This is a genomic window from Neoaquamicrobium sediminum (assembly GCF_013240295.1).
In the GTDB taxonomy this organism is placed as follows: Bacteria; Pseudomonadota; Alphaproteobacteria; order Rhizobiales; family Rhizobiaceae; genus Aerobium; species Aerobium sediminum.
On record NZ_JABETK010000001.1, the window covers coordinates 2,303,469 to 2,328,726 of the forward strand.

Annotated in this window: 27 protein-coding genes and 4 pseudogenes; 29 read left to right on the forward strand and 2 right to left on the reverse strand. The window is 63.7% G+C overall.

Annotated elements, in window-relative coordinates:
• Positions 1-207: 207 nt before the first annotated feature.
• Positions 208-340 (forward strand): annotated as a pseudogene (locus tag HK436_RS31335) (glutaredoxin); the annotation flags it as partial.
• A 33-nt stretch (positions 341-373) separates the two neighbouring features.
• On the opposite strand, the gene HK436_RS11415 reads toward HK436_RS31335, so the two are convergent.
• Positions 374-784 (reverse strand): c-type cytochrome, encoded by a 411-nt coding sequence (locus tag HK436_RS11415; protein ID WP_372057504.1) that lies wholly within the window; start codon positions 782-784, stop codon positions 374-376.
• A gap of 166 nt (positions 785-950) precedes the next feature.
• Here HK436_RS11415 and HK436_RS11420 point away from each other — a divergent pair, with 166 nt between their 5' ends.
• The 8 genes from HK436_RS11420 to HK436_RS11450 all read left to right on the forward strand — a co-directional run bounded on the left by HK436_RS11420 (position 951) and on the right by HK436_RS11450 (position 8,480).
• Positions 951-1,316: a hypothetical protein gene (locus tag HK436_RS11420; RefSeq protein WP_206680505.1), complete on the forward strand. Its 366-nt coding sequence runs from the start codon at positions 951-953 to the stop codon at positions 1,314-1,316.
• Positions 1,317-1,388: 72 nt separating this feature from the next.
• Positions 1,389-2,927: a multicopper oxidase family protein gene (locus tag HK436_RS11425; RefSeq protein ID WP_173189735.1), complete on the forward strand. Its 1,539-nt coding sequence runs from the start codon at positions 1,389-1,391 to the stop codon at positions 2,925-2,927.
• Positions 2,928-3,049: 122 nt separating this feature from the next.
• The gene (locus HK436_RS32375; RefSeq protein WP_280515606.1) at positions 3,050-3,178 is read left to right on the forward strand and encodes a hypothetical protein; all 129 of its coding nucleotides are present in this window, start codon (positions 3,050-3,052) and stop codon (positions 3,176-3,178) included.
• Positions 3,179-3,194: 16 nt separating this feature from the next.
• Entirely contained in the window at positions 3,195-3,581 is a 387-nt protein-coding gene (locus tag HK436_RS11430) for a DUF302 domain-containing protein (protein ID WP_173189737.1), read from the forward strand.
• Between the two features lies 1 nt (position 3,582).
• The gene (locus HK436_RS11435) at positions 3,583-4,257 is read left to right on the forward strand and encodes a TVP38/TMEM64 family protein (protein WP_173189738.1); all 675 of its coding nucleotides are present in this window, start codon (positions 3,583-3,585) and stop codon (positions 4,255-4,257) included.
• Positions 4,254-5,564, forward strand: coding sequence for an APC family permease (locus HK436_RS11440; RefSeq protein WP_173189740.1), 1,311 nt, complete (start codon positions 4,254-4,256; stop codon positions 5,562-5,564). The genes HK436_RS11435 and HK436_RS11440 overlap by 4 nt, the downstream gene beginning before the upstream one ends.
• A 67-nt stretch (positions 5,565-5,631) precedes the next feature.
• A complete protein-coding gene (locus HK436_RS11445; RefSeq protein WP_173189742.1) occupies positions 5,632-7,965 on the forward strand; it encodes a heavy metal translocating P-type ATPase in 2,334 nt (777 codons plus the stop codon).
• A gap of 35 nt (positions 7,966-8,000) precedes the next feature.
• Positions 8,001-8,480 (forward strand): DUF411 domain-containing protein, encoded by a 480-nt coding sequence (locus tag HK436_RS11450; protein WP_173189744.1) that lies wholly within the window; start codon positions 8,001-8,003, stop codon positions 8,478-8,480.
• Positions 8,481-8,885: 405 nt separating this feature from the next.
• Here HK436_RS11450 and relB read toward each other — a convergent pair whose 3' ends face one another.
• On the reverse strand, positions 8,886-9,104 hold the full coding sequence (gene relB, locus HK436_RS11455) for a type II toxin-antitoxin system RelB family anti-toxin (protein WP_173189746.1): 219 nt from the start codon (positions 9,102-9,104) through the stop codon (positions 8,886-8,888).
• A 155-nt stretch (positions 9,105-9,259) separates the two neighbouring features.
• Here relB and HK436_RS11460 point away from each other — a divergent pair.
• The 20 genes and pseudogenes from HK436_RS11460 to HK436_RS11550 all read left to right on the forward strand — a co-directional run bounded on the left by HK436_RS11460 (position 9,260) and on the right by HK436_RS11550 (position 25,244).
• A pseudogene (locus tag HK436_RS11460) lies at positions 9,260-9,518 on the forward strand (helix-turn-helix domain-containing protein).
• A 125-nt stretch (positions 9,519-9,643) separates the two neighbouring features.
• The gene (locus tag HK436_RS11465; RefSeq protein WP_173189748.1) at positions 9,644-9,907 is read left to right on the forward strand and encodes a DNA -binding domain-containing protein; all 264 of its coding nucleotides are present in this window, start codon (positions 9,644-9,646) and stop codon (positions 9,905-9,907) included.
• 125 nt (positions 9,908-10,032) lie between these two features.
• Complete coding sequence (locus HK436_RS31345) at positions 10,033-10,365, forward strand: transcriptional regulator domain-containing protein (RefSeq protein WP_244648670.1); 333 nt, start codon at positions 10,033-10,035, stop codon at positions 10,363-10,365.
• Positions 10,316-10,786 (forward strand): DUF2285 domain-containing protein, encoded by a 471-nt coding sequence (locus tag HK436_RS11470; RefSeq protein ID WP_244648672.1) that lies wholly within the window; start codon positions 10,316-10,318, stop codon positions 10,784-10,786. Before HK436_RS31345 ends, HK436_RS11470 begins: the two co-directional genes overlap by 50 nt.
• A 193-nt stretch (positions 10,787-10,979) precedes the next feature.
• Positions 10,980-11,261, forward strand: coding sequence for a helix-turn-helix transcriptional regulator (locus HK436_RS11475; protein ID WP_173189750.1), 282 nt, complete (start codon positions 10,980-10,982; stop codon positions 11,259-11,261).
• 18 nt (positions 11,262-11,279) lie between these two features.
• Positions 11,280-12,405, forward strand: a pseudogene (locus HK436_RS11480) (replication initiator protein A).
• Entirely contained in the window at positions 12,402-13,055 is a 654-nt protein-coding gene (gene parA / locus HK436_RS11485) for a ParA family partition ATPase (protein ID WP_173189752.1), read from the forward strand. The pseudogene HK436_RS11480 and the gene parA overlap by 4 nt, the downstream one beginning before the upstream one ends.
• Positions 13,052-13,303, forward strand: a complete 252-nt coding sequence (locus HK436_RS11490; RefSeq protein ID WP_173189754.1) for a ribbon-helix-helix protein — start codon at positions 13,052-13,054, stop codon at positions 13,301-13,303. The genes parA and HK436_RS11490 overlap by 4 nt, the downstream gene beginning before the upstream one ends.
• Before the next feature lie 34 nt (positions 13,304-13,337).
• Positions 13,338-13,820, forward strand: a complete 483-nt coding sequence (locus tag HK436_RS11495; protein ID WP_173189755.1) for a DUF2840 domain-containing protein — start codon at positions 13,338-13,340, stop codon at positions 13,818-13,820.
• On the forward strand, positions 13,817-14,362 hold the full coding sequence (locus HK436_RS11500) for a S26 family signal peptidase (protein WP_173189757.1): 546 nt from the start codon (positions 13,817-13,819) through the stop codon (positions 14,360-14,362). Before HK436_RS11495 ends, HK436_RS11500 begins: the two co-directional genes overlap by 4 nt.
• A gap of 46 nt (positions 14,363-14,408) precedes the next feature.
• Positions 14,409-14,744: a DUF736 domain-containing protein gene (locus HK436_RS11505; protein WP_173189759.1), complete on the forward strand. Its 336-nt coding sequence runs from the start codon at positions 14,409-14,411 to the stop codon at positions 14,742-14,744.
• Positions 14,745-14,747: 3 nt separating this feature from the next.
• On the forward strand, positions 14,748-15,515 hold the full coding sequence (locus HK436_RS11510; RefSeq protein ID WP_173189761.1) for a lytic transglycosylase domain-containing protein: 768 nt from the start codon (positions 14,748-14,750) through the stop codon (positions 15,513-15,515).
• A 243-nt stretch (positions 15,516-15,758) separates the two neighbouring features.
• Positions 15,759-17,497: pseudogene (locus tag HK436_RS11515) on the forward strand (relaxase/mobilization nuclease domain-containing protein).
• Positions 17,498-17,657: 160 nt separating this feature from the next.
• Entirely contained in the window at positions 17,658-19,148 is a 1,491-nt protein-coding gene (locus HK436_RS11520; protein WP_173189763.1) for a gamma-glutamylcyclotransferase family protein, read from the forward strand.
• Between the two features lie 250 nt (positions 19,149-19,398).
• Entirely contained in the window at positions 19,399-21,384 is a 1,986-nt protein-coding gene (locus HK436_RS11525) for a conjugal transfer protein TraG (protein ID WP_173189764.1), read from the forward strand.
• A 3-nt stretch (positions 21,385-21,387) separates the two neighbouring features.
• Positions 21,388-21,816: a CopG family transcriptional regulator gene (locus HK436_RS11530; RefSeq protein ID WP_173189766.1), complete on the forward strand. Its 429-nt coding sequence runs from the start codon at positions 21,388-21,390 to the stop codon at positions 21,814-21,816.
• Between the two features lie 231 nt (positions 21,817-22,047).
• On the forward strand, positions 22,048-23,409 hold the full coding sequence (locus HK436_RS11535) for an aminotransferase class V-fold PLP-dependent enzyme (RefSeq protein ID WP_312860542.1): 1,362 nt from the start codon (positions 22,048-22,050) through the stop codon (positions 23,407-23,409).
• A 215-nt stretch (positions 23,410-23,624) separates the two neighbouring features.
• The gene (gene trbB / locus HK436_RS11540; RefSeq protein ID WP_173189768.1) at positions 23,625-24,650 is read left to right on the forward strand and encodes a P-type conjugative transfer ATPase TrbB; all 1,026 of its coding nucleotides are present in this window, start codon (positions 23,625-23,627) and stop codon (positions 24,648-24,650) included.
• On the forward strand, positions 24,631-24,963 hold the full coding sequence (locus HK436_RS11545; RefSeq protein WP_173189770.1) for a TrbC/VirB2 family protein: 333 nt from the start codon (positions 24,631-24,633) through the stop codon (positions 24,961-24,963). Before trbB ends, HK436_RS11545 begins: the two co-directional genes overlap by 20 nt.
• Positions 24,963-25,244 (forward strand): VirB3 family type IV secretion system protein, encoded by a 282-nt coding sequence (locus HK436_RS11550; protein WP_173189772.1) that lies wholly within the window; start codon positions 24,963-24,965, stop codon positions 25,242-25,244. Before HK436_RS11545 ends, HK436_RS11550 begins: the two co-directional genes overlap by 1 nt.
• The last annotated feature ends 14 nt before the right edge of the window (positions 25,245-25,258 follow it).

The window sequence follows — 25,258 nt, forward strand, 5'->3', positions numbered from 1 at the left end:
GCCAACGCCGCCGAGAACGACTAGAATAGATGGGGTATTTGGCATGCTCTTTCAGGCTGCCTTTGAACGGGCGGACCTTGTAAAAGGGCCGGCGATTTCGCGAAACTTCTGCCGCTGCGCCTCTGGATCGCTTGAGGATGGCTTCCGCGACACAGTCATCGGCACGATTCTGCAGGATAAGTACCTCCACTTGGGCCAAAGCGGAGTGCGGTTTCGGTCTTCAAGGCGGTCTACATCGAAAAGCGCGATGCGCCGGGTCGGCGGATCGAGCAACGTGCCGCTCGGCTTCTTCTCCCTGACCGAGAACCTGATTATGATCGCCATGACGATCTGGATCGCTCTGCCTAGGGTAGCTCGGCGGTCAAGGCGAGAGTCAGTTCGCCTGCGACACGTTCTCCTGGTAGGCCCGTTCGCGTTCCGGCCATGTGCTCTTGATGAAGTCGAGAACGGCGCGGATCTCCGCGTCGCTCAACACGTCTGCGAAGCCGGGCATGTCACTCTCGTATCCGCCACCGACGATGGCGGCGGTGCCCTCCTTGACGATGCGGAAGAGGACCTCGTCGGAATGGTGCCACGTATGGCCGGTCTCGTCATGCGGCGGTGCGGGCGATCGGCCGGAGGGAAGCTGTGTGCGCCAGTCGGGCTGGCCCTCCAGATCAGCGCCGTGGCAGGCGGCGCACTGATCCGCATAGATCTGCCGTCCTTGCGCGATGACCTCTGCCGACGCGACGGAGTTGGATGCGGTACCGGCATGATGCCAACCGGTAAAGATCGCGAGGATCACGCCTCCGACAACCAGGCCGATCCCGACAGTATTTCGGAGAGTTTTTCCCAAGACGTCTGTCCCCGATCATTGCGAAATATCAGTCGCGTCCCGCCGAGACCACGTTGTGCCAGCGGTGAGGCGCGCCACGGCAATAGACATTCTCGTGAGCAATGCCTATCTTTGAATGATGATCGCCCGTCTCGTCTCCATGCTAGCCATACTTGCGATCACCGTGGTGACAACGGTGGCCCCTGTGCATGCGGCGCGCATGAACATGAAATTTAGTCCGGAGCACGCGATCCACGTCGGCGAGATGATGCACTCTCCCGGCCTTGCCCAGCCGGTTTGTGAAGGTAAACAGCACTGTGGATCGGCCGATGCCGGGATGTGCGAGTTCGTCTGCGCAGGTCTTTCGGCCTTCCTGACATCGCCAGTCGGAGAATCCGGACACGCCTACGGTCCCGTCAGCCATGACTTCCCGTTCGAGGCAAGCCACGTCGGCCATCCGCCAGGACTGAACGAACGACCTCCCAAGTTCCGTCTCCTCTGATCGCGCCCGGGCCGACGCCCGCGGCGTCCCATCGGCATTGATGAACGGGACGGATGTCCCGAGGAGACGACCATGAACACCCTATCGCGCCGCGGCTTTCTTGCCGCAAGTGCTGCCGCCATTGGTGCGGCGCACATGCCCCGTCTTGCCTTCGCGCAGACCGTGGCCCCAATCAGCCTCTCCGCTGCAACCCGGACGCTCGACATTAACGGGCGCGCGGCCACGGTCTTCGGTCTTGCCGGTCCCGGCGGTCAGGGGCTTGTCCTCGACCCCGGCCAGAAGTTCCGTGTCGATCTGACCAACGATCTCGACGTGGGCACGATAATCCACTGGCACGGCCAGATTCCGCCAAATGCTCAGGATGGTGTGCCCGACATGCCGATGCCGCTACTCGCGGCGGGCGAGACTCGATCCTATGATTTCGAGGCGCGGCCGGGCACACACTGGATGCACAGCCACGTACCTACCCAGGAAATGCAGCTGCTGGCCGCGCCGCTGATCGTGCGCTCGGCCGAGGACGTCGCCGCCGACCGGCAGGAGGTCGTGATGTTCCTGCATGACTTCTCCTTCAGGGCCCCCGAGGAGGTTCTGGCGGAGATCAACGGCGGTCATGGTGGCGGGCACGGCGCAGACCATGGCGCCGGTGCAGTGCCCGATCAAGGCGCGCCCATGGAAGGCATGGGGGCGATGCAGGGCATGAATCATGGCGCCATGGGCGGCATGCCGATGGGCAACATGTCCGGTATGGGCGGGATGATGGGCATGGGCCGCCAGATGGGCGGCATGGCCATGGACCTGAACGATTACGACTGGGACGCCTATCTCGCCAACGACCGGACCCTGTCGGACCCCGAGGTGGTGCAGGTCGAGCGTGGCGGGCGCATCCGGCTCCGGGTCATCAACGCCGCAGCGGCGACCGTGTTCTGGATCGACACCGGCGGTGCCGAGGCGCGACTGGTCGCGGTGGACGGGCACGCCGTCCAGCCTGTCCCGGGTACGCGGTTCGGGCTGGCGATGGGCCAGCGGCTGGATATCGAGATCGACCTGCCGAACGAAGGTGGCGCCTGGCCGATCCTCGCCCTGCGCGAAGGCGCGCGGGAGCGCACCGGCCTGATCCTCGCCACGCAGGGTGCCGAGGTCCGGCGCCTGGATGCCGTGGCTGAAACCGAGGCACCCGCGTTCGACACCGATCTTGCGCAGGAGGCGCGCCTCATCGCCCGCGATGCCTTGCCGGACCGGCAGGTGGACCGCGGCCATATGCTGATGCTGGGCGGCTCGATGCAGCCCTATGTCTGGACGATCAACGGCGCCGTCTGGGGCCAGCACCAGCCGATCATCGCGCGCAGCGGCGAGCGGGTCGTTCTGTCGTTCCACAACATGTCGATGATGGCCCACCCGATGCATCTGCACGGGCATGTGTTCCAGGTCGTCGGCCTGAACGGGCGCCGCGTCGCCGGGGCCCTGCGCGACACGGTTCACGTGCCGCCGATGGCGATGGTCGATGTCGCCCTCGACGCCGGCGAGGCTGCGCGCTGGATGCTGCATTGCCATCACATGCCGCACCTTGCGACCGGCATGATGACCGAGTTCGCGGTCACGGCATCAGCCTGACCCAGGTGGGGCGTCCGGACAGGGCGCCCCGACGTGCCGGAACCGACCCCAGCTGTCCTGCCCCATGTTGTCGTGAGGGCCGGTCAAAGGCGTACCCTACGGGTGAAAATCAGGAGGATGAGATGATGAACTGGAACGACATGGGCTCCGGAATGGGTTTCGGAATGGGATTTGGCTGGCTCTTCGGCCTGCTGATCCTCGCGCTGGTGGTTTTGGCCATAGCGGCGCTGATCAAATATCTTCGAAAATAAGAGAAAGGACTTCTCAATGGCTTACACAATCAATCGCATGATCCCGGACACCGGTATCGACGATGTCGACGCCCGCACGCGCAAGGCGCTGGCGGACCATGGCTTCGGTGTCCTGACCGAGATCGACGTCAAGGCGACGATGAAGAACAAGCTCGATGCCGAGATGCCCGCCTATCGCATCCTCGGCGCCTGCAATCCGAAGATGGCGCATCAGGCCATCGGGATCGAGCCGCGTGTGGGCGCGATGCTGCCCTGCAACGTGATCTTGCGCGAAGTCGAGGGCGGCGTGGAGGTCAGCGCCATCGACCCGGTGGCATCGATGCAGGCGATCGACAACGCCGAACTGACGGCGGTCGCCGGTGAGGTGCGCGACCTTCTGGCGAAGGCCGTCGCGGCCGTCTGAGATGGGCCTGCGCGCAATCATTCTCGTGGCGATGGCGATCCTCGGGATCGCCATGCTCGGTATCTGGCAGTTCGCGCCTGCAGTATTCGCCGATCTGCACAGCCTGATGGACGGCGAGCGCCTGGAGATGCTTGTCGCGCGCGCGGGTCTCTGGGGGCCGATCCTTGTCGTCGCGCTCATGACCCTGGCGGTCGTCGCCAGCCCAATCCCGAGCGCGCCCATCGCGTTGGCCGCCGGGGCGGCCTACGGGCATCTATGGGGGACGGTGCAGGTCGTGATCGGCGCGGAACTCGGTGCGCTGATCGCCTTCGGTCTCGCGCGGGTTCTGGGGCACGACGTCTTGCGGCGCGTATTCGGTGATCGTGTCGATGCCGGCCTGCTCGGATCGCAGACCGCATTGACCGCGACGGTGTTCGCCAGTCGCCTGATGCCCTTCGTGTCCTTCGACATGATCAGCTACGCCGCCGGGCTCAGCCGCCTGCACGCGTGGCGGTTCGCCCTCGCGACACTGGCCGGCATTGTCCCGGCAAGCTTCCTGCTCGCCCATTTCGGAGGGGAAGCGGTGAGCGGAGACCTCGGCCGGGCGACTTGGGCAGTTCTCGGCCTCGGCCTTGTGACGGGCTTGCCGCTGCTCTGGGTGGCGATGAGGAAAAGGCCGGAAAAGGAAAATCCATGACGAAAAGCGATTACGAGAGGAACAGCATTACCCTTCCTGGCGCGGTGGCCATGGGAACGGGTGTGATGATCGGCGCGGGCATCTTCGCCTTGACCGGACAGATCGCCGAACTCGCCGGACCGTTCTTCCCGCTCTCGTTCGTCGTGGGCGCCATCGTGACCGCCTTCAGCGCCTATACCTACATCAAGATGTCGAACGCCTATCCCTCTGCCGGCGGCATCGGGATGATCCTGAAGAAGGCCTACGGACCGACGACGGTCGCGGCGGGCGCCGCCCTACTGATGGCGCTGTCGATGGTCATCAACGAAAGCCTCGTCGCGCGTACCTTCGGCACCTACACGCTGCGGGCGTTCGGCGGCGATCCGGACAGCGTGCTGGTGCCAATCCTCGGCGTCGGGCTGATCGTCCTCGCCTGGCTCGTGAACGTCTCGGGCAGCCGGTCGGTCGGGCTGTTCTCCATCGTTATGGCTGTTCTCAAGGTGGGCGGCATCGCGCTGTTCGGGGCGGCCGGTCTGTGGGCCAGCGGCATCTCGTTCGAGGCGTCGGCCGGAGATTCTAGCGCAAGCGGGTTCGTCGCGTCGCTCGCGCTGTCCATCCTCGCCTTCAAGGGGTTCACGACCATCACCAACAGCGGCGCCGAGGTCACCGATCCGCACCGCAATGTGGGCCGGGCCATCGTCCTCGCCATCGCCATCTGCGTCGTCGTCTATCTGCTGGTCGCCTTCGCCGTCGGCTCCAGCCTGCCGCTCGACCGCATCGTGGCGGCGAAGGACTATGCGCTGGCTGAAGCGGCCCAGCCCGCCCTCGGGCAGACCGGCTTCTACCTGACGGTGGCGCTGGCGCTGGTGGCCACTGCCTCGGGTCTGATCGCCAGCGTGTTCGCAGTCTCGCGGATGCTGGCGATGCTGACGGACATGAAGATGATCCCGCACAGCCATTTCGGGATGCCGGGCACTATCAAGGACCACACGCTCGTCTACACCGTCGTGATCGCGGGCTTCCTGACGGTCTTCTTCGACCTCAGCCGCATCGCCTCGCTCGGGGCCTTCTTCTATCTGGTGATGGACATCATCATCCACTTCGGCGTGTTCCGGCATCTGCGCGAGGAAATCGGCGCTCGGGGTTGGGTGTTGCTGACGGCGATCGCCCTCGATGCCGTGGTGCTGTCCGCCTTCGCCGCGATGAAGTGGCAGTCCGACCCCCTCATCGTCGTCCTTGGCGCGATCGGCATGGCGCTGGTGTTCCTTTTCGTGGGGGTGTTCCTGGCGCACAATCCGGTCCGGGAAGGCGCTCACGACCATCACTAAAATGGGCTTGAGCTTCCAACCGCCGGAAGCCGCATGCTGAAACGAGATATCGAAAGGTAGGCAGAACATGGAGCACGATCATCATTACCCGGCGCCCGACATTCCGGCGGGGATCGAGACGGCAAAGGACCCGGTCTGCGGGATGACGGTCGCAGTCAAGCCCGACGGGCGTCGCGCGGAGTTCCAAGGCGAGACATTCCATTTCTGCTCGGAGAAATGCCAGACGAAGTTCAAGGCGGATCCGTGGTTCTACGCCTCGGGCCGGGCTGCCGGACAGAAGAAGGCGGTTCCGGCCAACGTCCAGTACACCTGTCCGATGCATCCCGAGATCGTCCGCGACGCGCCGGGTGCCTGCCCGATCTGCGGCATGGCGCTCGAGCCGATGGTACCCTCCGACGAACCCAGCGAGGAACTGACCGACTTCACCCGCCGGATGTGGATCTCGGCGGCGGCAGCAGTACCGCTCATCGTTCTGACGATGGGCGAGTTGGTGGCGCTGCCGGTGCGCGACTGGATCGGGCACCAGACAGCGAGCTATCTCGAATTCGTTCTCGCGACGCCGATCATCCTGTGGGCGGCGCTGCCGTTCTTCCGGCGCGGCTGGGATTCGGTTGTGAACCGCAGCCCCAACATGTGGACGCTGATCAGTCTCGGCGTGGCGGCGGCATATCTCTACTCGATCGTCGCGACCTTCCTGCCGGGCGTGTTTCCGGAACAGTACCGGATGGGCCACGGCGTCGGCACCTACTACGAGGCGGCGGTCGTGATCGTGGCCCTGGTTTTCGTGGGCCAGGTGCTCGAACTGCGCGCGCGCGAACGCACCGGAGACGCGATCCGCGCGCTCCTGGATCTGGCGCCCAAGACCGCGCGGCGCATCCTGCCGGATGGGTCGGAATACGACGCGCCCCTCGAAAACATCATAGAGGGCGACCGGCTCCGGGTGCGTCCCGGCGATGCGGTTCCGGTCGATGGAACGGTGATCGAAGGCCGCTCGTCGCTGGATGAAAGCATGCTGACCGGCGAGTCGATGCCGGTCGAAAAAGGTCCGGGCGACACTGTGACCGGGGCCACGATCAACAAGAACGGCAGTCTCGTGATCGAGGCGGGCAAGGTCGGGTCCGACACGGTGCTCGCACAGATCGTGGCCATGGTGTCGAACGCGCGGCGGTCGCGCGCGCCGATCCAGGGGCTGGCCGACCGGGTTTCGGCGGTCTTCGTGCCGACCGTGGTGGCCATCGCCATTGTCGCCTTCGTCGTCTGGCTGATCTTCGGCCCGGAACCCGCGCTGGTCTTCGCCATCGCGTCGGCGGTGTCCGTCTTGATCATCGCCTGTCCCTGCGCGCTTGGGCTGGCGACACCGATCTCGATCACCACGGCGGCCGGGCGCGGCGCACAAGCGGGTGTGCTGATCAAGGACGCCGAGGCGCTGGAACGCATGGCGGGGGTCGACACGCTGATCGTGGACAAGACCGGCACACTGACCATGGGCAAGCCGAAACTGACGGATACGGTCGCGCTTGGAGATCTGACCGAGACGGATCTGCTGTCGCTGGCCGCAGCTCTGGAGCGCGGCTCTGAACACCCGCTCGCCGAGGCGATCGTCGAGGGCGCCGAGGCGCAGGGTGCGCCGCGTCAAGAGGCCAAGGACTTCGAAGCAGTCACAGGCAAGGGCGTGCGCGGAAAGGTCGGCGAACGCGCGGTGACGCTCGGCAATGCCGCGATGATGCAGGAAATGGGTCTTGAAACCGGTGAGGCTGAAGCCAGGGCCGATACTCTGCGCGCCGAAGGGAAGACGGCCATGTTCATAGCCGTCGATGAGGCGCTTGTCGGAATCGTGGCTGTGGCCGACCCGATCAAGGACTCGACGGCTCAGGCGATCCGCGAACTGCACGCGCAGGGACTACGGGTGATCATGGCGACGGGCGACAACGAACGTACGGCGCAGGCGGTGGCGGGCAAGCTCGGGATAGACGAAGTGCGGGCGGGCATCCTGCCCGAGGCCAAGAAGGACCTGATCGACCGGCTGCGCCGCGACGGCCACAAGATCGCCATGGCGGGCGACGGGGTGAACGACGCGCCCGCGCTGGCCGCCGCCGATGTCGGCATCGCCATGGGCACCGGGGCCGATGTTGCGATGGAAAGCGCAGGCATCACCCTGCTGGGCGGTGACCTGATGGGCATCGTCCGGGCGCGCAAGCTCGCTCGCGCCACCCTGCGCAACATCAAGCAGAACCTCTTCTTCGCCTTCGCTTACAACGCTCTTGGCGTCCCTATCGCAGCAGGACTGCTCTACCCCGTCACCGGCCTTCTGCTATCGCCGATGATCGCGGCGGCGGCGATGAGCCTGTCCTCCGTCTCGGTGATCACCAACGCCTTGCGGCTCAGACGGGTCGATCTCTGACCTGCCAGTACACAACAACCTCGAAAGGAAATCAGATGATCCAAGACCGTTTTTCCCGCCGCACGCTCCTGATCGGCGGAGCTACACTGCTGGCTGCATCGCCCTTGGGGGCGCTGGCGCAAGACGCCGGACCGGCGATCCATGTGATGAAGGATCCGAATTGCGGCTGCTGCTCGGCCTGGATCGAGATCCTGGAAAACGACGGTTTCGCGGTCACGACCGAGCAGAGTGCCGGGACCGCGCTCATGCGCTACAAGCTGGACAGTGGCATCCCGCAGGAGATGGCCTCCTGCCATACTGCGCGGGTCGAGGGCTACATGATCGAGGGTCACGTCCCTGTGGCCGACATTCGCCGCCTGCTGGGCAAGCGCCCTGACGCAGTGGGCCTCGCGGTGCCCGGCATGCCCTATGGATCGCCCGGCATGGGGCCCGAGAACGAGCGCGAGGCCTACGACGTGTTCCTGATCCATCGGAATGGCAGCACGGACGTCTTCTCCCACTACGCCGCCGCTTGAGTCCTGGGTCCGCCGGCTGGCCAGCGAAGGTTGCACAACGGCACAATGTCGTCGTTGTGCAACGAAGAACGACTGAAAGAGTCAACAATCCTGCGAAGTTGATCGCAACGGACGGATCTCGGGGCGCCGAGGCCACAAGAAGGCGATCACCGCGTTGGCGCGCAAAATCGCCGTGATCCTCCATCGCATGTGGGTCGACGAAACGGACTTCGACTGGGTTCAATTCAGGTCGAGGCACCTCCCCGCAAGGGGACGGGGAACGGCGAGCGCGCATATACGACTTGACCGCCGAGGCCGAGGCCGAGGTGATGTCGCAAGTTAAATTGTCCCGCCGCTTCCGCTGATCCCATCCTGTGGCGGTCTTGTGCCGACACGAAGAGAAGCTGATCCTCGCGGGTGTGCCGCTCAAACCTTGTCGTCGGGCTCGACCAAATCGACGTGGCTGACGCCGAGGGCTTGGGCCAGTTCGTATAACGTGATCACAGTCGGATTCCTACGGCCGCGTTCCAGGCTGCTCAGGTACTGCTGGCTGAAACCGGAACGTGCTTCGACATCTTCCTGGGTCAGGCCTTTCTCCCGACGCAGGCGGGCGAAGTTCCGGCCGACCAGTTTGCGCATATCCATGCGCAGGAAGATCGCGATTTACATACTTTGAGTTTATCAACTATAGTATGTAAATGAACCACTGGGGAGTGTGGGAAACCACGCTATCCGGTTGGTCCGAATAGAGAAGTCGTAGTTCTGGCGTGCGTATTCGTGACTGTAGGAGGTGATGATGCATGATCACCGCCCGACAGTCGCGGGCCGCGCGCGCTACTGGGTTGGACGCAGGAGACGCTCGCTGACAAGGCCCGAGTATCGCTGACCGCTCCCAAGCGCCTCGAATCGGAAAACGATCTGAGGGTGTACGAGAGCACGCGTGATCAGGTCCGCCGGGCCCTCGAAGCCAATGGCGTCGTTCTCCTCAACTCCGCCCGGGGCGAAGGGGTGATGATCGTTCATGCCGCGGCGAAGCAGGATCAGGAAACGACGGCCTGAAAAGAACCTGCCGAATGGTGTGGCGCCTGTCCCTCACAGCGATTTCGCGGTGCCTCTGCACAATCCTGGTGAGTTTGCGTTAACCATAGCCGGTTGCGGCGCCGCGCCGAGACACGGGAGTGCACATGGGCAAAGTCGATTTCCTGGATGAGCCACCGAAGAGTGAGCACGTGACCGACTATGATCGCGACCATGTCGTGACCTACCTGCGATTGCTCGACGCCGAAGCGGACGCTGCACACTGGCGTGAAGTCGTTCGCGTCGTCTTCGGTCTCGACCCCGACAACCAACCCGAACGCGCTCTGCGAGTTCACGAATCCCATCTCGCTCGTGCGCGGTGGATGACGGAGAACGGTTACCGCGACCTCCTGCGGTCTGCCTACCACTAGACGCCCGAGGTGATGCACAGAGCGCATCGCCATATGCCGGTTGCCCCGCTATCCAGACGTCAACTTTGCCGCGATCTTCCAAGGGCATGCGGATCCACTGCACAGGCTCGAGGAGGCAAATCGGGATGGTGGCGCAGGACAATTGGCGAGACGCCGAGACATATCGATACCTGAATGACCTGAACTCGGCGGAACTCGCCTGGGAATTCCTCCGGCGCAATTCTGACTATCAGCGAGAAGTCGCGGCTTCGGATCCATCGGATGATCATGCCATAGCGGCGCTGAGCGCGCACTGGGGGTTGCGCTTTCCCGATACCTCCGATCCTGCCCGCCACAAACGCCGACATCTTCTGGAGCCCCGCTGTCGATCCGGCCGCAATCATTCTGACGCCAATAGTCGTTCCAGGCTTGATCACGGCAACGATCGCCGTCGATCCGATCAGCGCCAGGTCGGCTGAGGAAGGCCTCTATCTCCGCTTTGTCGTGGCCGGCGAGCGCTTCGCTGCCATTGCGCTCGACGGCAAAGCACCTCGCGGCCCCGTAGCCGTCCTCACGCCCGTCGATCCGCTTCTGCATGATCGCGTCGATGCGCTGTTCCGCTTCCGGGACGCTCTCGTTCATCATCGGGCGGCACCTGACGATCGCCTCACCGCCCAGCGCAAGCGCCATCTCATCGAAATGCTCCGGGCGATCGATGGCCGGCGGGCCGGCGCCACATATCAGGACATCGCGGAGGCCGTGTTCGCCGCAGAGCGCGACACCGCGATTTCGTGGAAGTCGATGCCGCTGCGCGACGTCGTGATGCGCCGGGTACGCACCGGCTTCGACCTTGTGGCTGGCGGCTATCGCACACTGCTCCACAAGCACCGAGCCCGATGACGCCAAAGTCCGGCGTAGCTTCCCGATAGGTCGAGCCTCGCCCCCGTTCCCTCCGACTTGATGCGACGTTCGAGAGGGTGTGATTCTTTTTCGACATCGTCGCACTCCCTCGCGCCGTTCCTCCTCCGCCACCGTAATCGCCATTCGCCGCTGAACCGCAGCGGTCACCGACTACACCACGGAGGCCTTGTCCATGCGAACCAATCACGCCGCACTGCCGCCGCGCTTCCTGCGCACCAAGGAAGCTGCTCAATTTCTCAGCCTCTCCGCCCGCACCCTGGAAAAGCACCGCACCTACGGAACCGGTCCAGCGTACCGAAAACTCGGTGGCCGCGTCGTCTATTCGGTCGATGACCTCGAAGCCTGGGCGGCGCGCGGCGCCGTGACGTCCACATCGGACCCGCGCGGGCGCGTGCTGCCCGCCAAGCCCCAGACGCTCCCCGACAGTCCGCAACCCGGCCGCCACGCGCGCTGAGCGCGAGCAGGTTCGTGAATGATGGCGCGACGCCGATCCCTGTCGGAGCGTGGACAGCTCGATCTGTTTCGGGCGCTTCCAGGCGACTTCGCGCCACGAGACGCGCAGGATCTCATGGCCTATCCCTTCTTCTCTCTGTGCAAGTCCCATCGCATCGCGCCGATCGATTTCTCCGCCGGCGGCGTCTCGATCCGCGTCGAAGCCGTGCCGGACCACGGCATGGCCACCATCTGGGATGCGGACATCCTCATCTGGGCCGCAAGCCAGATCGTCGAAGCGCGCGATGGGGTTTCCGAACGTCGCGCCTGATGGCGGCGACGCCCTATGAAATCCTGACCTTCGTCGGCCGCGGCACGTCGATGCGCGACTACCAGCGCCTCAAGGCTGCCCTCGACCGTCTCCAGTCCACCACCATTTCTACTTCGATCCGGCAGCCGAGCGAAGGCCGGCGTCACCGGTTCTCCTGGATCAACGAATGGCAGGAGCGCACCGACCACCAAGGCCGGCCGGACGGCATCGAACTGATCGTGCCGGACTGGTTCTATCGCGCCGTGCTCGACGACGGGCTCGTGCTCACCATCGACCGCGCCTATTTCGGCCTGACGGGCGGGCTCGATCGCTGGCTCTATCGCCTGGTGCGCAAGCATGGTGGTCGCCAGCGCCGTGGCTGGCGCTTCGACTTCCGCCATCTCCACCAGAAATCAGGCAGCCTGTCGCCCTACAAGCGCTTCGCCTTCGAGCTGCGCCATATCATCCGCCGCCAGCCGCTGCCCGGATACTCGCTCTTTCTCGAAGTCGAGGCGGGTGGTCGCACGCTGCTCGCCTTCGAGCCGACCCCGGCCTGTGGAAAGCCTGTGGACGGCGTCGTGCTATCGGGAACCCACACTATCGTGCCATCGGGAACCCGCGGCTCGTGCTATCGGGAACCCGAATGCCGTCCAAAGCGTGGAACAAAAAGACAAATCGCGCCCGTAACTTAGAGTCTAACAAAGAATCTAACTCTGTAGAGGGCGCTCGCGATGTGGAAAACATCGCTCAAGTCCCGGCGCCAAGCCCCTCGAAAGCGCGTGAAGCCAACGCTTCTGCGCCATGCCCAGACACGCCAACCCTGCCTCTCGACGACCGTCTGGGAGGCAAGCGATGATCGTCGCGTTGCTCAATCAGAAGGGCGGCACTGGCAAGACGACGCTCGCCCTGTATCTCGCCGGTGAATGGGCTCAGCGCGGGCATCGCGTCACGCTGATCGACGCCGACCCGCAAGGTTCGGCCCTCGACTGGTCCGAGCAGCGCGTCCGTGAACATCTTCCACGCCGCTTCGGCGTCGTTGGCCTGGCACGCGATACGCTCCATCGCGAGGCGCCCGAGCTCGCACGCAACGTCGATCACATCGTCATCGACGGCCCGCCGCGTGTCGCCGGGTTGATGCGTTCGGCCCTGCTTGCCGCCGATCTCGTTCTCATTCCCGTACAGCCGTCGCCACTCGATGGTTGGGCGTCGGCCGAGATGCTATCGCTCGTCAACGAAGCGCGCATCTACCGGCCCGAACTCGTCGCACGCTTCGTTCTCAATCGGTGCGCGGCGCGCACCGTGCTCGCACGCGAAACAGCCGAGGCGCTGGCCGATCACGACCCGCCGGTTCTCTCCGCCACCGTCGGGCAGCGCATCGCCTTCGCTGCCGCCGCGCAAACCGGCCGCCTGGTCTCGGAAATCGACAATGCCGCGGCGGCCGCGCGCGAGATCGGAGCCCTAACCGATCAGATCGCCGGCATCGGCGCCGGAAAGTCCTCGCCATGAGCGATCGCCCGAGCCGCCGCGCATTCGCCGCCAGACCGGCCGATTCCGAGCAATGGATCAAATCCGCCGATGCCGCCTCCCGCCGCGGCAGAACACCCGGCTACACCGCGCGCCTGACCATCGACATCACGCCCGAGCAGCGCGGCCGCATCAAGATCGCCGCGTTCCAGCGCGGCGTCACGGTCGCCGACATGCTGCGCGACCTCTTCGCGCGCGAATTCCCAGAAGACGAAGGAGACCCCTCATGACCGGCACCGCGGCCCCCGCGTTGGCGGCGACCCGATGCCGTCTGCCCACAATCCTGATGCGCTCATCCATGTGGAACTGATCTGGATCGAGAAGCGGATCGAATACTGGATTCGCTTCGGCCGCGAGACCGGCGAGCGGATCATCGACCGACGCCGGCGCGTCGTGTCCTTCCGGCCCGGCGCCATTTTCGCCTTCGTGCGATGGGCGGCCAACGACTACGGCACCGTCATCTCGCGCATTGACATCGTGCGTACCGTCACACCGGGCGCCGCCTATCAGACACTACCCTTCGTGCGCCCCGGTGGCGAAATCCTTCTCAAGATCGAAGGCTGGCCAAAGGTCGAAAAGGTGCTCCAGCACATCGACGCGGTGGAAGCCACAGGGGTCGATCCCTGCGATGCCGCCCCCGATCACTGGCGTCATGTCGCGCACCGGATGAGCGCCGGCCAGGAGCCGCGCGCCTACACGCAGCAGCGCCATCAGGCATGGCTCAAGCGGCGGAAGATCGAGCAATGACTCGCGTCGGCTATGTCAAGGCGACCTGTTTCGCTGTGCTGGCCGTTGCCGCGGCTGCCCTCGTTCCGACATCGCTCAAACTCGTCTGGAACGTGTCGGCCAGCGCGCCGATCGGGCTCTATCGGATCGGGCCCGTCGAACGCCTCGAAGTGCCCGATCTGGTTGCGGTGATACCGCCCGAGCCGCTCGAGGACTTCATGGTCGAGCGCGGCTATATCGGCCGCGACGTGCCCATCCTGAAGCACGTCCTCGGCCTGCCGGGACAGCGCGTGTGCCGCACCGGCCGCACCATCACGGTCGACGGAATCGCAATGGGCGAGGCGCTCGACCGAGATCGGCGCGAGCGCCCGCTGCCGGTCTGGAGCGGCTGCCGCGTCGTCGCGGCCGACGAGCTCTTCCTCATGAACTGGCAAGTCCCCGACAGTCTCGACGGCCGCTATTTCGGCCCGCTTCCGGCCACGACCGTCATCGGTCGGGCCATCCCCCTCTACACCGACGAGGACGGCGAAGGCCGCTTCGTCTGGCGCGCGCCGACGCGGTGACGACGCACGCCTTCCTGCAACCTCATCGCATCCAGAAGGAGGTTTCATGCCCCAGATCGGTCAATTCACCCGCACGCCAACCGGCTATATCGGACGTATCCGCTCCTTGTCGTTCGACTGCGAACTCACCTTTGTCAGCGCCGACAGTCCCGACAGCGAGAATGCGCCCGCCTATCGGATTCATCTCGGCGATGAGGACGGACCCGAGGTCGGCGCCGGCTGGAAACATACCGGCGAGCGCGCCGGGACCTTCATCTCCGTCGTCCTCGATGACCCCGCCTTTCCGTTCCCCGTGCGAGCCCGGCTGTTCCAATCGGACGAGGACGGACGTGACTGGGGCCTGCACTGGACTCGCCCGAAAAAGCGCGACGAGCAGGACTGATCGATGTCGCTCATCGGTCCGTCAGCAACATTGCGGCAGTGCGGCCCCTGCGGCCGCATTGCCCTCCTTCTCCTTTCCGGCCTGGTCATCACCACCCTCGACATCGGCGGCGCATCCGCACAACCGGCACCGCCCAGACGACACGAAGTCCGCGATCCCATTGCCGCACATATTGCGGAGGCGGCGCAGCGCTTCGGCATTCCCGAACGCTGGATCGTCGCCGTCCTGGGCGCCGAAAGCGCCGGCGATACGCACGCAGTCTCACATGCCGGTGCGAGAGGCCTCATGCAGGTCATGCCCAGTACCTGGGATGCCTTGCGCGCCCGTTATCGGCTCGGTCTCGACCCATTCGATCCGCGCGACAACATCCTCGCGGGCGCGGCCTATCTGCGCGAAATGTACGACCGCTATGGCACCATTCCGGCGATGCTGGCGGCCTACAATGCGGGACCTGCCCGCTACGACGAGCACCTCGCGACAGGTCGGCCGCTGCCTGCCGAAACACGCGCCTATCTCGATCAGCTTGCGCCAGCGCTGGGCGTCGCAACGCAGTCGGTGGACGCTCCCATCGCACCGCCGCTGCCACCAGACTGGCGCGAAGCACCGCTGTTCGTTCCGCGCTCGAACGACCGCCGGACACCCGCAGACCGCACCACCGAGAGGTCATCGGCGCGCAACTCCGCTTCCGTGCCGGTGCGACATGACGCCGAGGACTCTTCCGGTCCGAAGACGATGTTTGTCGTACAGAACACAGCGAGGGACGCCCCATGAGGCGGGCCAGCTTATTTCGCATGACGTCGGGTTCTGGCGTACCATGGCGGACGAGAGTGGGAGCGGCAGGCCCCACAACCGACCGATGGCAGGATAAAAGGGCGCACCTTGCGCGCCGGTCGGTCGGTTGTTTTTGTGGGATTTTCTTGGACGCTCCGCACATTGTCCGCCATCGGCGCAACGTGCGCCAAGCGCTCTACTTCCCAGATTTGCAGGGTTTTCCGCACATTGCGGAGCGATGCCATGGCCGATGATCGCGAGTTCCGCATCCGTCCCGGCCGTATCCGCTCAACGCGGGCGCAAGCGGCGCGCCCCTTCATCGCCCAGGCGCTGGCGGCCGCGAAGAAGTCGGGCGGCGGCGTGTCGCGATCCGGGCGCGTCACGTCCGGCAACCGCTCGCGCTTCGGGCATGGCCAACGCGCCAGCATCCAGGCCAATCGCCTCATCACCGCACGCTCGCGCGGCGCCGTCATCAAGGCGCGCGTCGTGCGCCATTCCGCCCGCGCCGCGCCGCTCGGCACCCATCTCGACTATCTGCGCCGCGATGGCGTGACCCGCGACGGCGAGAAGGCACGGCTGTTCGGGCCGGGAGAGGAGGTAGCGGACGGCCGGGCCTTCGCCGAGCGCTGCGAGGACGACCGCCATCATTTCCGCTTCATCGTCTCGCCCGACGACGCGCTGGAAATGTCTGACCTCCGATCCTTCACTCGTGACCTGGTCGGACAGATGGAAAAGGATCTCGGCACAGAACTCGATTGGGTTGCCGTCGATCACTGGAACACCGAACACCCGCACGTCCATCTGATCGTGCGCGGCATGCGCGACGACGGCGAGGACCTCGTCATTTCGCGCGACTACATCAAGGAAGGCATGCGCGACCGGGCACGCGATCTCATCACCCAAGAGCTCGGCCCGCGCACTGATCTCGACGTCCGCCGCAGCTTGGAAAACCAGATCGCCTCAGAGCGCTGGACACAGCTCGACCGCCAGCTCGTCCGCGACGGTCGGCGCACCGGTGTCATCGACGTCGCGCCGCATCCGGGCGAGCAGCCTGACGAGTACCACGCGCTGAAGGTGGGGCGGCTGCGCAAGCTGGAAGCGCTCGGCCTGGCCGATCAGGTCGGTCCCGGCCAATGGATGATCGATGACAACGCCGAGGCGACGCTACGTGAACTCGGCGCGCGCGGCGACATCATCAAGCGCATGCACCGGGCGCTGACCGAGCGCGGCATCGGGCGCGGATCGGCGGATTACGTGCTGGCCGCCGAAAGTCTCGACACGCCGATCGTCGGCCGCCTGGTCGAACGTGGACTCGACGACGAACTGAAGGCCACAGCCTATGCCGTGGTCGACGGCATTGACGGACGGAGCCATCACATCAAACTCGCCGATCTCGATGCCGCCGGCGACAGCGCGCCGGGCTCGATCGTCGAACTGCGCGCCTATGACGATTCCGCGGCCGGCGCCGCGTCGTGCTCGCGGTGCGTTCCGATCTCGACATCGAACGGCAGGTGACCGCATCGGGGGCGACCTGGCTCGACCGGCAGAACATCGCGCGCGACCCCGCGGCACTGTCAGAAGGCGGCTTCGGCGCGGAAGTTCGCCAAGCCCTGGATCGGCGCGCGGATCACCTGATCGAGGAGGGCTTTGCTGAACGAGAGGGCCGACGCATCATCTTTAGCCGCAATCTACTCGGCACGCTCCGCCAGCGCGAAGTGGAAACGTTGGGCGAGAAAATTGCAGCGCAGACAGGGCAGCCGTTCCAGCGCGCAGGTAGCGGTGAGTATGTCGCCGGAACCTATTGCAAACGCCTGTCGCTCACCTCTGGACGCTTCGCCATGATTGACGACGGCCTCGGCTTCCAACTCGTGCCCTGGACGCCCTCGCTCGAAAAACATCTGGGCCGCCATGTCTCTGGCGTCGCGCGCGGGGACGGTGGGATCGATTGGAGCTTCGGCCGCAAGCGGGGCCTGGGGCGCTGAACTTTGTCAGTGGGTGTAACTAGACCGTTGGCGAAGGACAGCTTCGAGCCCAAGGACGTCCTGCGTTGCCGTGTCGGCTTTTGTAAGCGCTGCGACATCGGACTATTGTTTCGCTAACCCTTTGCAGCGCGGTGCGACGAGTCCATCGTGGGAGCCGATTATGTTGAAAGCGACCGAAGAAGAGATCGAGGAAGTCCGGGAATACTTCGAATGGCAGGCGCCTGACCTCGAAGTGACGTTTATGCAGAAGGTCTACTCGGAGGCCGTTCTGAACACGCGCCACGACGTGTGGGACATCCACACCAACAAGGATCGCTGGTGGGTCATCACGGGCGGCACAAACCTCTATTCTCAAGAGCAGTTCCCCAACATGGACCTTGCTCTGACCTTCCATATTGGCCTGATCCTCCGCATCCCGCGCACGGCTGAGCAGCAGACAGACGATCTACGTATCATCCCGTTCGGTCCCATCTTCGAGAAGATCGAAGAAGCCGGCATCGCCGTGACACAGGCGCACAACCTCGCGGGCTATCAGGCTGTCGGTGTCCGCTGCCGGGAGACGCTACTCGAATTAATCGGCGCCGCGCAGGACGCGGCAACGTGGACCGACACACCGCCGCAGCGCGCGAACTTCCGCGAGTGGGCGGAGATCATCTGCAACGATCTTCTGCCAGGCGACTCCAACAAGGAGCGTCGCGGGGCGCTCAAGGGTGCGCTTGAGTCCGCATGGACCTTTTCCAACTGGCTGACGCACTCAAAGTCGGCCACCTGGATTGATGCAGACATGGCGCACTCGTTGGCCCAACACGCCACCGGTATGGCAATGTCGTTGATCCTTCGTGCGCTGCGCGGTGTGCCTGTGGAGTGCCCGAAATGCGGCTCACCACACCTCGAGCCCGAACAGGGCGAGAACACCGCGGCACCTGGGGTCCTCTGGGAACGCCCGCGGTGCGCCGACTGCGGATGGACCGGCAGGCCGATTCCAATCGTCGACCTCGAAGAGGGACAGCTGATCATCACACGTGAGGGTGAAGAAACCGACGCGTGCAGCATAATGACGGTGCCGCTGCGCACAGTCCTCAAGCCGGGCGATGCCACAATCCCGGCGCTGAAGAAAATAGAGTCCGGGCCACCGGGCCCCGTCGTCTATTTCGCCTATGGGTCCAACATGTCGACCGCCCGGCTGCGCGAACGCATGCCGAGCTGCAAACCGCTCGGCATCGCGACCTTGCCGAGTCATTCGCTCCGTTTTCACAAGCGTAGTGTGGACAACTCCGGTAAGTGCAACGCGTTTGCCAGCGGGAACGACGATAGCGTGATCGGAGTCCTGTTCAGCTTTGATCCTGCCGAGCGAGCGAAGCTAGATAAGGCCGAGGGCTTTGGCAGCGGTTACGAGCACGCAATGGTCGCGGTCATCAATGACAAAGGTCGCAGGCGGAAAGTCCTTACCTACCTCGCCAGCTCGGACTATGTCGACGACAACCTCAAGCCCTATGGTTGGTACAAGGACTTCGTCCTTGCTGGTGCCAGGGAACACGGCCTGCCGCGGGAGTATATTGCCGAATGCATCGAGTCTGTTGAGGCGATCAAAGATCCCAAGAAGGCACGAGAAAAGAAGCAGCGGGCCACGCTCGTAGGTCCCCCGCGGTGAGACTCTGTCGGCGCGAGTTGCCTGTTGAGACTGCGGATCAATCTCCGCTACTGGCGCGGAGCGGGAATACTCCTAGTCTGTCCAAAAACACCGCTTCGTACGGCGTCGCATCCAGCCAATGACGGTTTCGCACATAGTCAGCCCGCCGTTCTCTGACCGTTAGGCACCGTTTTTACGACTGGAGAAATAACGGGCTTGCCGACCCCGTTCATGGTCCCCAACGTACCTATATTTTCTTGGTAAATGTGCCATGTCGGGTACGAAAATTCTCTGGGGTCAGATCGTCATCGTCTTCACGATCGTCCTCACTACCACCTGGGCGGCGACGCAGTGGACAGCTTGGCGCCTTGGCTTCCAGCCCCAGCTAGGTGCACCTTGGTTCGAGTTCGCGGGATGGCCGATCTACTATCCGCCCGCCTTCTTGTGGTGGTGGTACTTCTACGATGCCTATGCACCACCGATCTTCATCGAGGGCGCGGTCATCGCGGCTTCCGGCGGTTTCATTTCAATCGCAGTGGCGATCCTCATGTCCGTCTGGCGCGCACGCGAGGCGCAGAGTGTCGACACTTATGGATCGGCGCGTTGGGCGAAGCCAGATGAGGTGAGGGCCGCCGGCCTGCTCGGACCCGACGGTGTCGTTCTCGGCAAGCTCAGGAACGACTATCTCCGCCATGAGGGGCCGGAGCATGTCCTGTGCTTCGCACCGACCCGTTCGGGCAAGGGCGTCGGTCTCGTCATCCCCTCGCTTCTGACCTGGCCGGGCTCGGCGATCGTCCATGACATCAAGGGGGAGAACTGGCAGCTCACCGCCGGCTTTCGTTCCCGGCATGGCCGCGTGCTGCTGTTCGACCCGACCGATCCGAAATCGTCGGCCTACAATCCGTTGCTCGAGGTTCGCCGCGGCGAGTGGGAGGTGCGCGACGTCCAGAACATCGCCGATATTCTTGTCGATCCCGAAGGCTCCCTCGAGAAACGCAATCACTGGGAGAAGACCAGTCACGCGCTCCTGGTCGGCGCCATCCTCCATGTTCTCTATGCCGAGGAGGACAAAACGCTCGCCGGCGTCGCCGCCTTCCTGTCCGATCCGAAGCGCCCGATTGAATCCACGCTCGCCGCTATGATGAAGACCGCGCATCTCGGCGGAGCCGGTCCACATCCGGTCATCGCCAGTGCAGCGCGCGAGCTCCTCAACAAGTCGGACAACGAACGCAGTGGCGTGCTCTCCACCGCTATGTCGTTCCTCGGCCTTTATCGCGATCCGATCGTCGCCAAGGTCACCCGGCGCTGCGATTGGCGCATCACCGATATGGTCGGCGGCAAACACCCGACGACGCTCTACCTCGTCGTGCCGCCTTCTGACATCAATCGGACCAAGCCACTGATCCGTCTGATCCTTAATCAGATCGGCCGGCGACTGACCGAGGACCTGCAGAAGAAAAGTGACCGGCACCGCTTACTGCTCATGCTCGACGAATTTCCGGCACTCGGACGCCTCGACTTCTTCGAGAGTGCTCTGGCCTTTATGGCGGGCTACGGCCTCAAGAGCTTCCTTATCGCGCAATCGCTGAACCAGATCGAGAAGGCCTACGGTCCGAACAACTCGATCCTCGACAACTGCCATGTCCGCGTCAGCTTCGCCACCAACGACGAGCGCACGGCAAAGCGCGTGTCTGACGCACTCGGTACTGCGACGGAAATGAGGGCGATGAAGAACTATGCCGGGCACCGTTTATCGCCCTGGCTCGGACACTTGATGGTCTCGCGTTCGGAAACCGCCCGTCAACTGCTGACGCCCGGCGAGGTCATGCAGCTCTCACCCACCGACGAGATTGTTTTGGTTGCCGGCATGCCGCCGATCCGGGCGAAGAAGGCGCGCTACTACGAGGATCCGCGCTTCTGCGAACGCATCCTGCCGCCCCCGTCCAAGATTACCGCAACCAAGGCCAGAGGTGATGACTGGTCCACGCTGCCATTGCCACCGAAGCCAGCACACGCGGCAGGAGCCACCTGCAACGCGACCGAGGAGGAAGATTCGACTGATTCCGAACGGCGATACCAACCTGAACTCAGCCGCACTCGACCCTTCGAGCGAAAAGAGCCGATCCAAAACGAGTTCGAGATCGATCCCATCGACGATGATCACGAGGAAACCGCGCGCAACAGCCGGATGACACGGGTCATGCAACGCGTGGCGCGGCAGATCTCGATGGACCCCAAGGACGGAATGGAACTTTAGACCATGGCTGGCCGTAGGAAGAAGACACAGATCTCCGTCTATCTCGATCCGGACGTCATGACGATGCTCCTGGAATATGCCGCGCGCCGCGAGCAGTCCCAGTCGATGATCGCGGAGGCAGCCATCGCTTCCTTCCTGTCGCCGGACGATGCCGAGAGGCGCGAGGCCGCCATCGCAAAGCGGCTAGATCAGATTGATCGCCGCATGATTCGTCTGGAGCGTGACGTCGGCATCTCCGTCGAGACATTGGCCATCTTCGTTCGGTTCTGGCTGGCGACGACGCCGGCGTTGCCGGAGCCGGCAGCACTCGCCGCCCGTGCGAAGGCCAGCGATCGTTACGAGGCGTTCATTACAGCATTGGGACGTCGTCTCGCAAAAGGACCGAAGCTCAGGCAGGAGATTCCTGAGGACATTGACGGATCTGGGAGTTGAACCCTGTTGCCCACCCTTACTTAGCATTGCATGTTCAATAAATCTGCGCCGCCATGGCATTGTTGAACTGGAGCATGTGCAAAATGGGTATGCGTTTTTAGATTTATGACTTGAAACGTCTAGAGGCGCTTCGGGCTAGATTGGTGTGCCCGCCAAATTCTCATCCTTGACATTTTCGCATGGCGTAGACCCGTTTTTGGGGTTGGACAACATTCAAATGGAATTCCCTGGATGCTATCGTCCAACTCCAATGCCAGCCGCATCGCCGGGCTCATGCGCCGCGCCTCTGGGATGCTATCACGCTATGTGCGTGGCAAATTCGATTGTTCTAGGTCTCGGCAAAATTGGTTGCAGAGCCTCAAGCAGGAAGTTGATTGGCTTGCCGCACTTCCGATTAGCAGTTGGGAGGATATTATCGTGCTGAACATAGAAAAAGCCCGGGCCGATACGCCGAGTTGCGAAAACGTTTTGCATTTCAACAACGCGGGCTCGTCTCTGATGCCCACTCCTGTGTTCGACGCACTGCAGCGGGTTTTGCGCGACGAAAACTCCGTGGGAGGCTACGAGGCCGAACGGTGGGCTGAAGAGGATCTCGCTGCGTTCTATACTGAGTTTGCCGCGCTTTTGAATGCTTCGTCAGACGAAATCGCTTACGTCGAAAACGCGACCCGAGCATGGGATATGGCGTTTTATGGCCTCAACCTGAAAGTAGGCGATCGCGTCATTACGCACGCTTCGGAATATGCCTCGAACTACCTTGCTCTTCTCCAGCAGTCGAAGAGAGTTGGTTTCGAGATCGACCTCGCACCCTCGGATGAGTATGGGCAGATCGATGTCGAGGCGTTGGATCGAATGATCCGTCCAAGCACGAGGCTCATCGCGATCACGCACGTGCCTACGCAGGGCGGATTGGTCAACCCTGCCGTAGCTGTAGGAAGTATCGCCAAAAAGCACGGCGTTCGTTATCTGCTCGACGCCTGCCAATCCGTCGGACAGCTCGAAGTGGACGTAAAGGCCATCGGTTGCGACATGTTGTCTGGCACCGGGCGAAAATTCCTGCGCGGACCTCGTGGAACCGGCTTCCTTTATGTGCGCAAAGAAATCATCAACGAGATTGATCCTCCATTTATCGACCTTTTGTCGGCCACCTGGACAGAAGCAAACGGGTACACGTTCGCAGACGGCGCGAAACGCTTTGAGAATTGGGAAAGCTATGTCGCGGGCCGGGTCGGTCTCATGGCGGCTGTTCGCTACGCGCGCGGCGTGGGCCTGAAGAACATTGAGATGCGCGTCGGCAAGCTAGCGCAGGAGTTGCGTGATGCGCTTGCTGACACGCGCGGCGTGACAGTTCATGACCTAGGCCAGAAGAAATGTGGGATCGTTACGTTCAGCAAGGACGGCGTTGAACCCGCAGACATGGCTGAGGAGCTTCGACGCCGAGGAATAAATGTATCCGTCTCGGCGATGCCCTACGCACGACTAGACTTCGAAGACAGAGGGCTAGCCTCCTTGGTCAGAGCGTCAGTGCATTACTTCAACACGGAAGCTGAGGTGGCCCGATTCACAGAAGTCGTGGCAACCATTGGCCGATGAGACGCTTCGACGGATGACACGGCATGCCGTTACTTCCACAACACGGTTCAATTCTGCTCTCGCGGGAGCAGAGAATGGGACAGCCGCCGTTTTCCTGTATTTGTACGCTACGCCACGCCGCCGCTAATTCTTTGTTGAATCAGCCCTAGATCAGGCTCTTTTAATCATCCCCGCATGGGGAACGTCTGTTCGTCCCCGTTGGAATCGGGGATCGGATGGCAGCCTCACATCGCAATTCGGAAGGGATCGCACGCGGCGCGCGAATGCTGCGCACCGCGCTCGGTCCGGCTATCGCGACATTCCTGGAAGATCCCGCCGTTGTCGAGGTGATGCTGAACCCGGACGGGCGGCTCTGGATCGACCGCCTCTCCGAGGGATTGTCGGACACCGGCGAGCGCCTTTCGTCAGAGGATGGCGAGCGGATCATCCGCCTGGTCGCCCACCATGTCGGCGCAGAAGTTCATACCGGCAGCCCCCGCGTCTCGGCGGAGCTACCTGGAACGGGGGAGCGGTTCGAGGGACTTCTGCCGCCAGTCGTGGCTGCGCCGGCTTTCGCGATCCGCAAGCCGGCCGTCGCGGTGTTCACCCTCGATGACTATGTTGCCGCCGGCATCATGACGGTCGCGCAGGCATCGGCGTTGCGGTTCGGCGTCGCCGCGCGCGCCAACATCCTTGTTGCCGGCGGCACTTCCACTGGTAAGACGACGCTGACCAATGCTCTCCTGGCTGAGGTCGCGAAGACATCCGACCGCGTCGTCATCATCGAGGATACGCGCGAACTGCAATGCGCCGCGCCAAACCTCGTCGCCATGCGGACGAAAGACGGCGTCGCGTCGCTCTCCGACCTCGTCCGTTCGTCGCTGCGCTTGCGGCCCGACCGCATTCCCATTGGCGAGGTTCGCGGCAGCGAGGCGCTCGATCTCCTTAAAGCATGGGGCACCGGCCATCCCGGTGGGGTGGGTACGATCCATGCGGGCACGGCGCTGGGTGCGCTGCGCCGTCTTGAGCAACTCATCCAGGAAGCCGTCGTCACCGTCCCGCGCGCCTTGATCGCGGAAACGATCGATCTTGTGGCCGTGCTGTCAGGGCGCGGCTCGGCCCGCCGCCTGTCCGAACTCGCCCGTGTTGAAGGTCTCGGCCTCGATGGCGATTACCGCGTCGTGACCGCTGTCGAGGCTCCCGACACAGCTCTTTCCATCCCAGCCGCAAAGGAACGCTTCCATGAACCAGACCCTGCATAACGCCCGCCAGAGACTGGCGACCGCAATGTCGCTTGCTGTCATGACGTTGATGATGGCGCCCGCTGCACACGCTTCCGGCTCATCGATGCCCTGGGAGGCACCGCTTCAGTCGATCCTCGAATCCATCGAGGGTCCGGTCGCCAAGATCATCGCCGTCATCATCATTATCATCACCGGCCTGACCCTTGCTTTCGGCGACACGTCCGGCGGGTTCCGGCGCCTGATCCAGATCGTGTTCGGCCTGTCGATCGCCTTCGCGGCGAGTTCCTTCTTTCTGTCTTTCTTCTCCTTCGGCGGCGGGGCACTGGTCTGATGGCTGTCACCTCCGACCAGGGCGGCGAACTGCTCGGCTTTTCGGTGCCGGTTCACCGGGCGCTGACCGAGCCGATCCTGCTGGGTGGTGCGCCGCGCGCCATCGCGATCATGAACGGAACCCTCGCCGGCGCGGTGGGACTCGGCCTGCGGCTCTGGCTCGTGGGCATCGCGATCTGGGCGATCGGACATGTCGCCGCAGTCTGGGCCGCCAAGCGTGATCCGCTTTTCGCCGAGGTCGGCCGCCGCCATCTGCGCTTTCCCGCGCATCTGACGGTTTGAACGGGAAGGTGCGT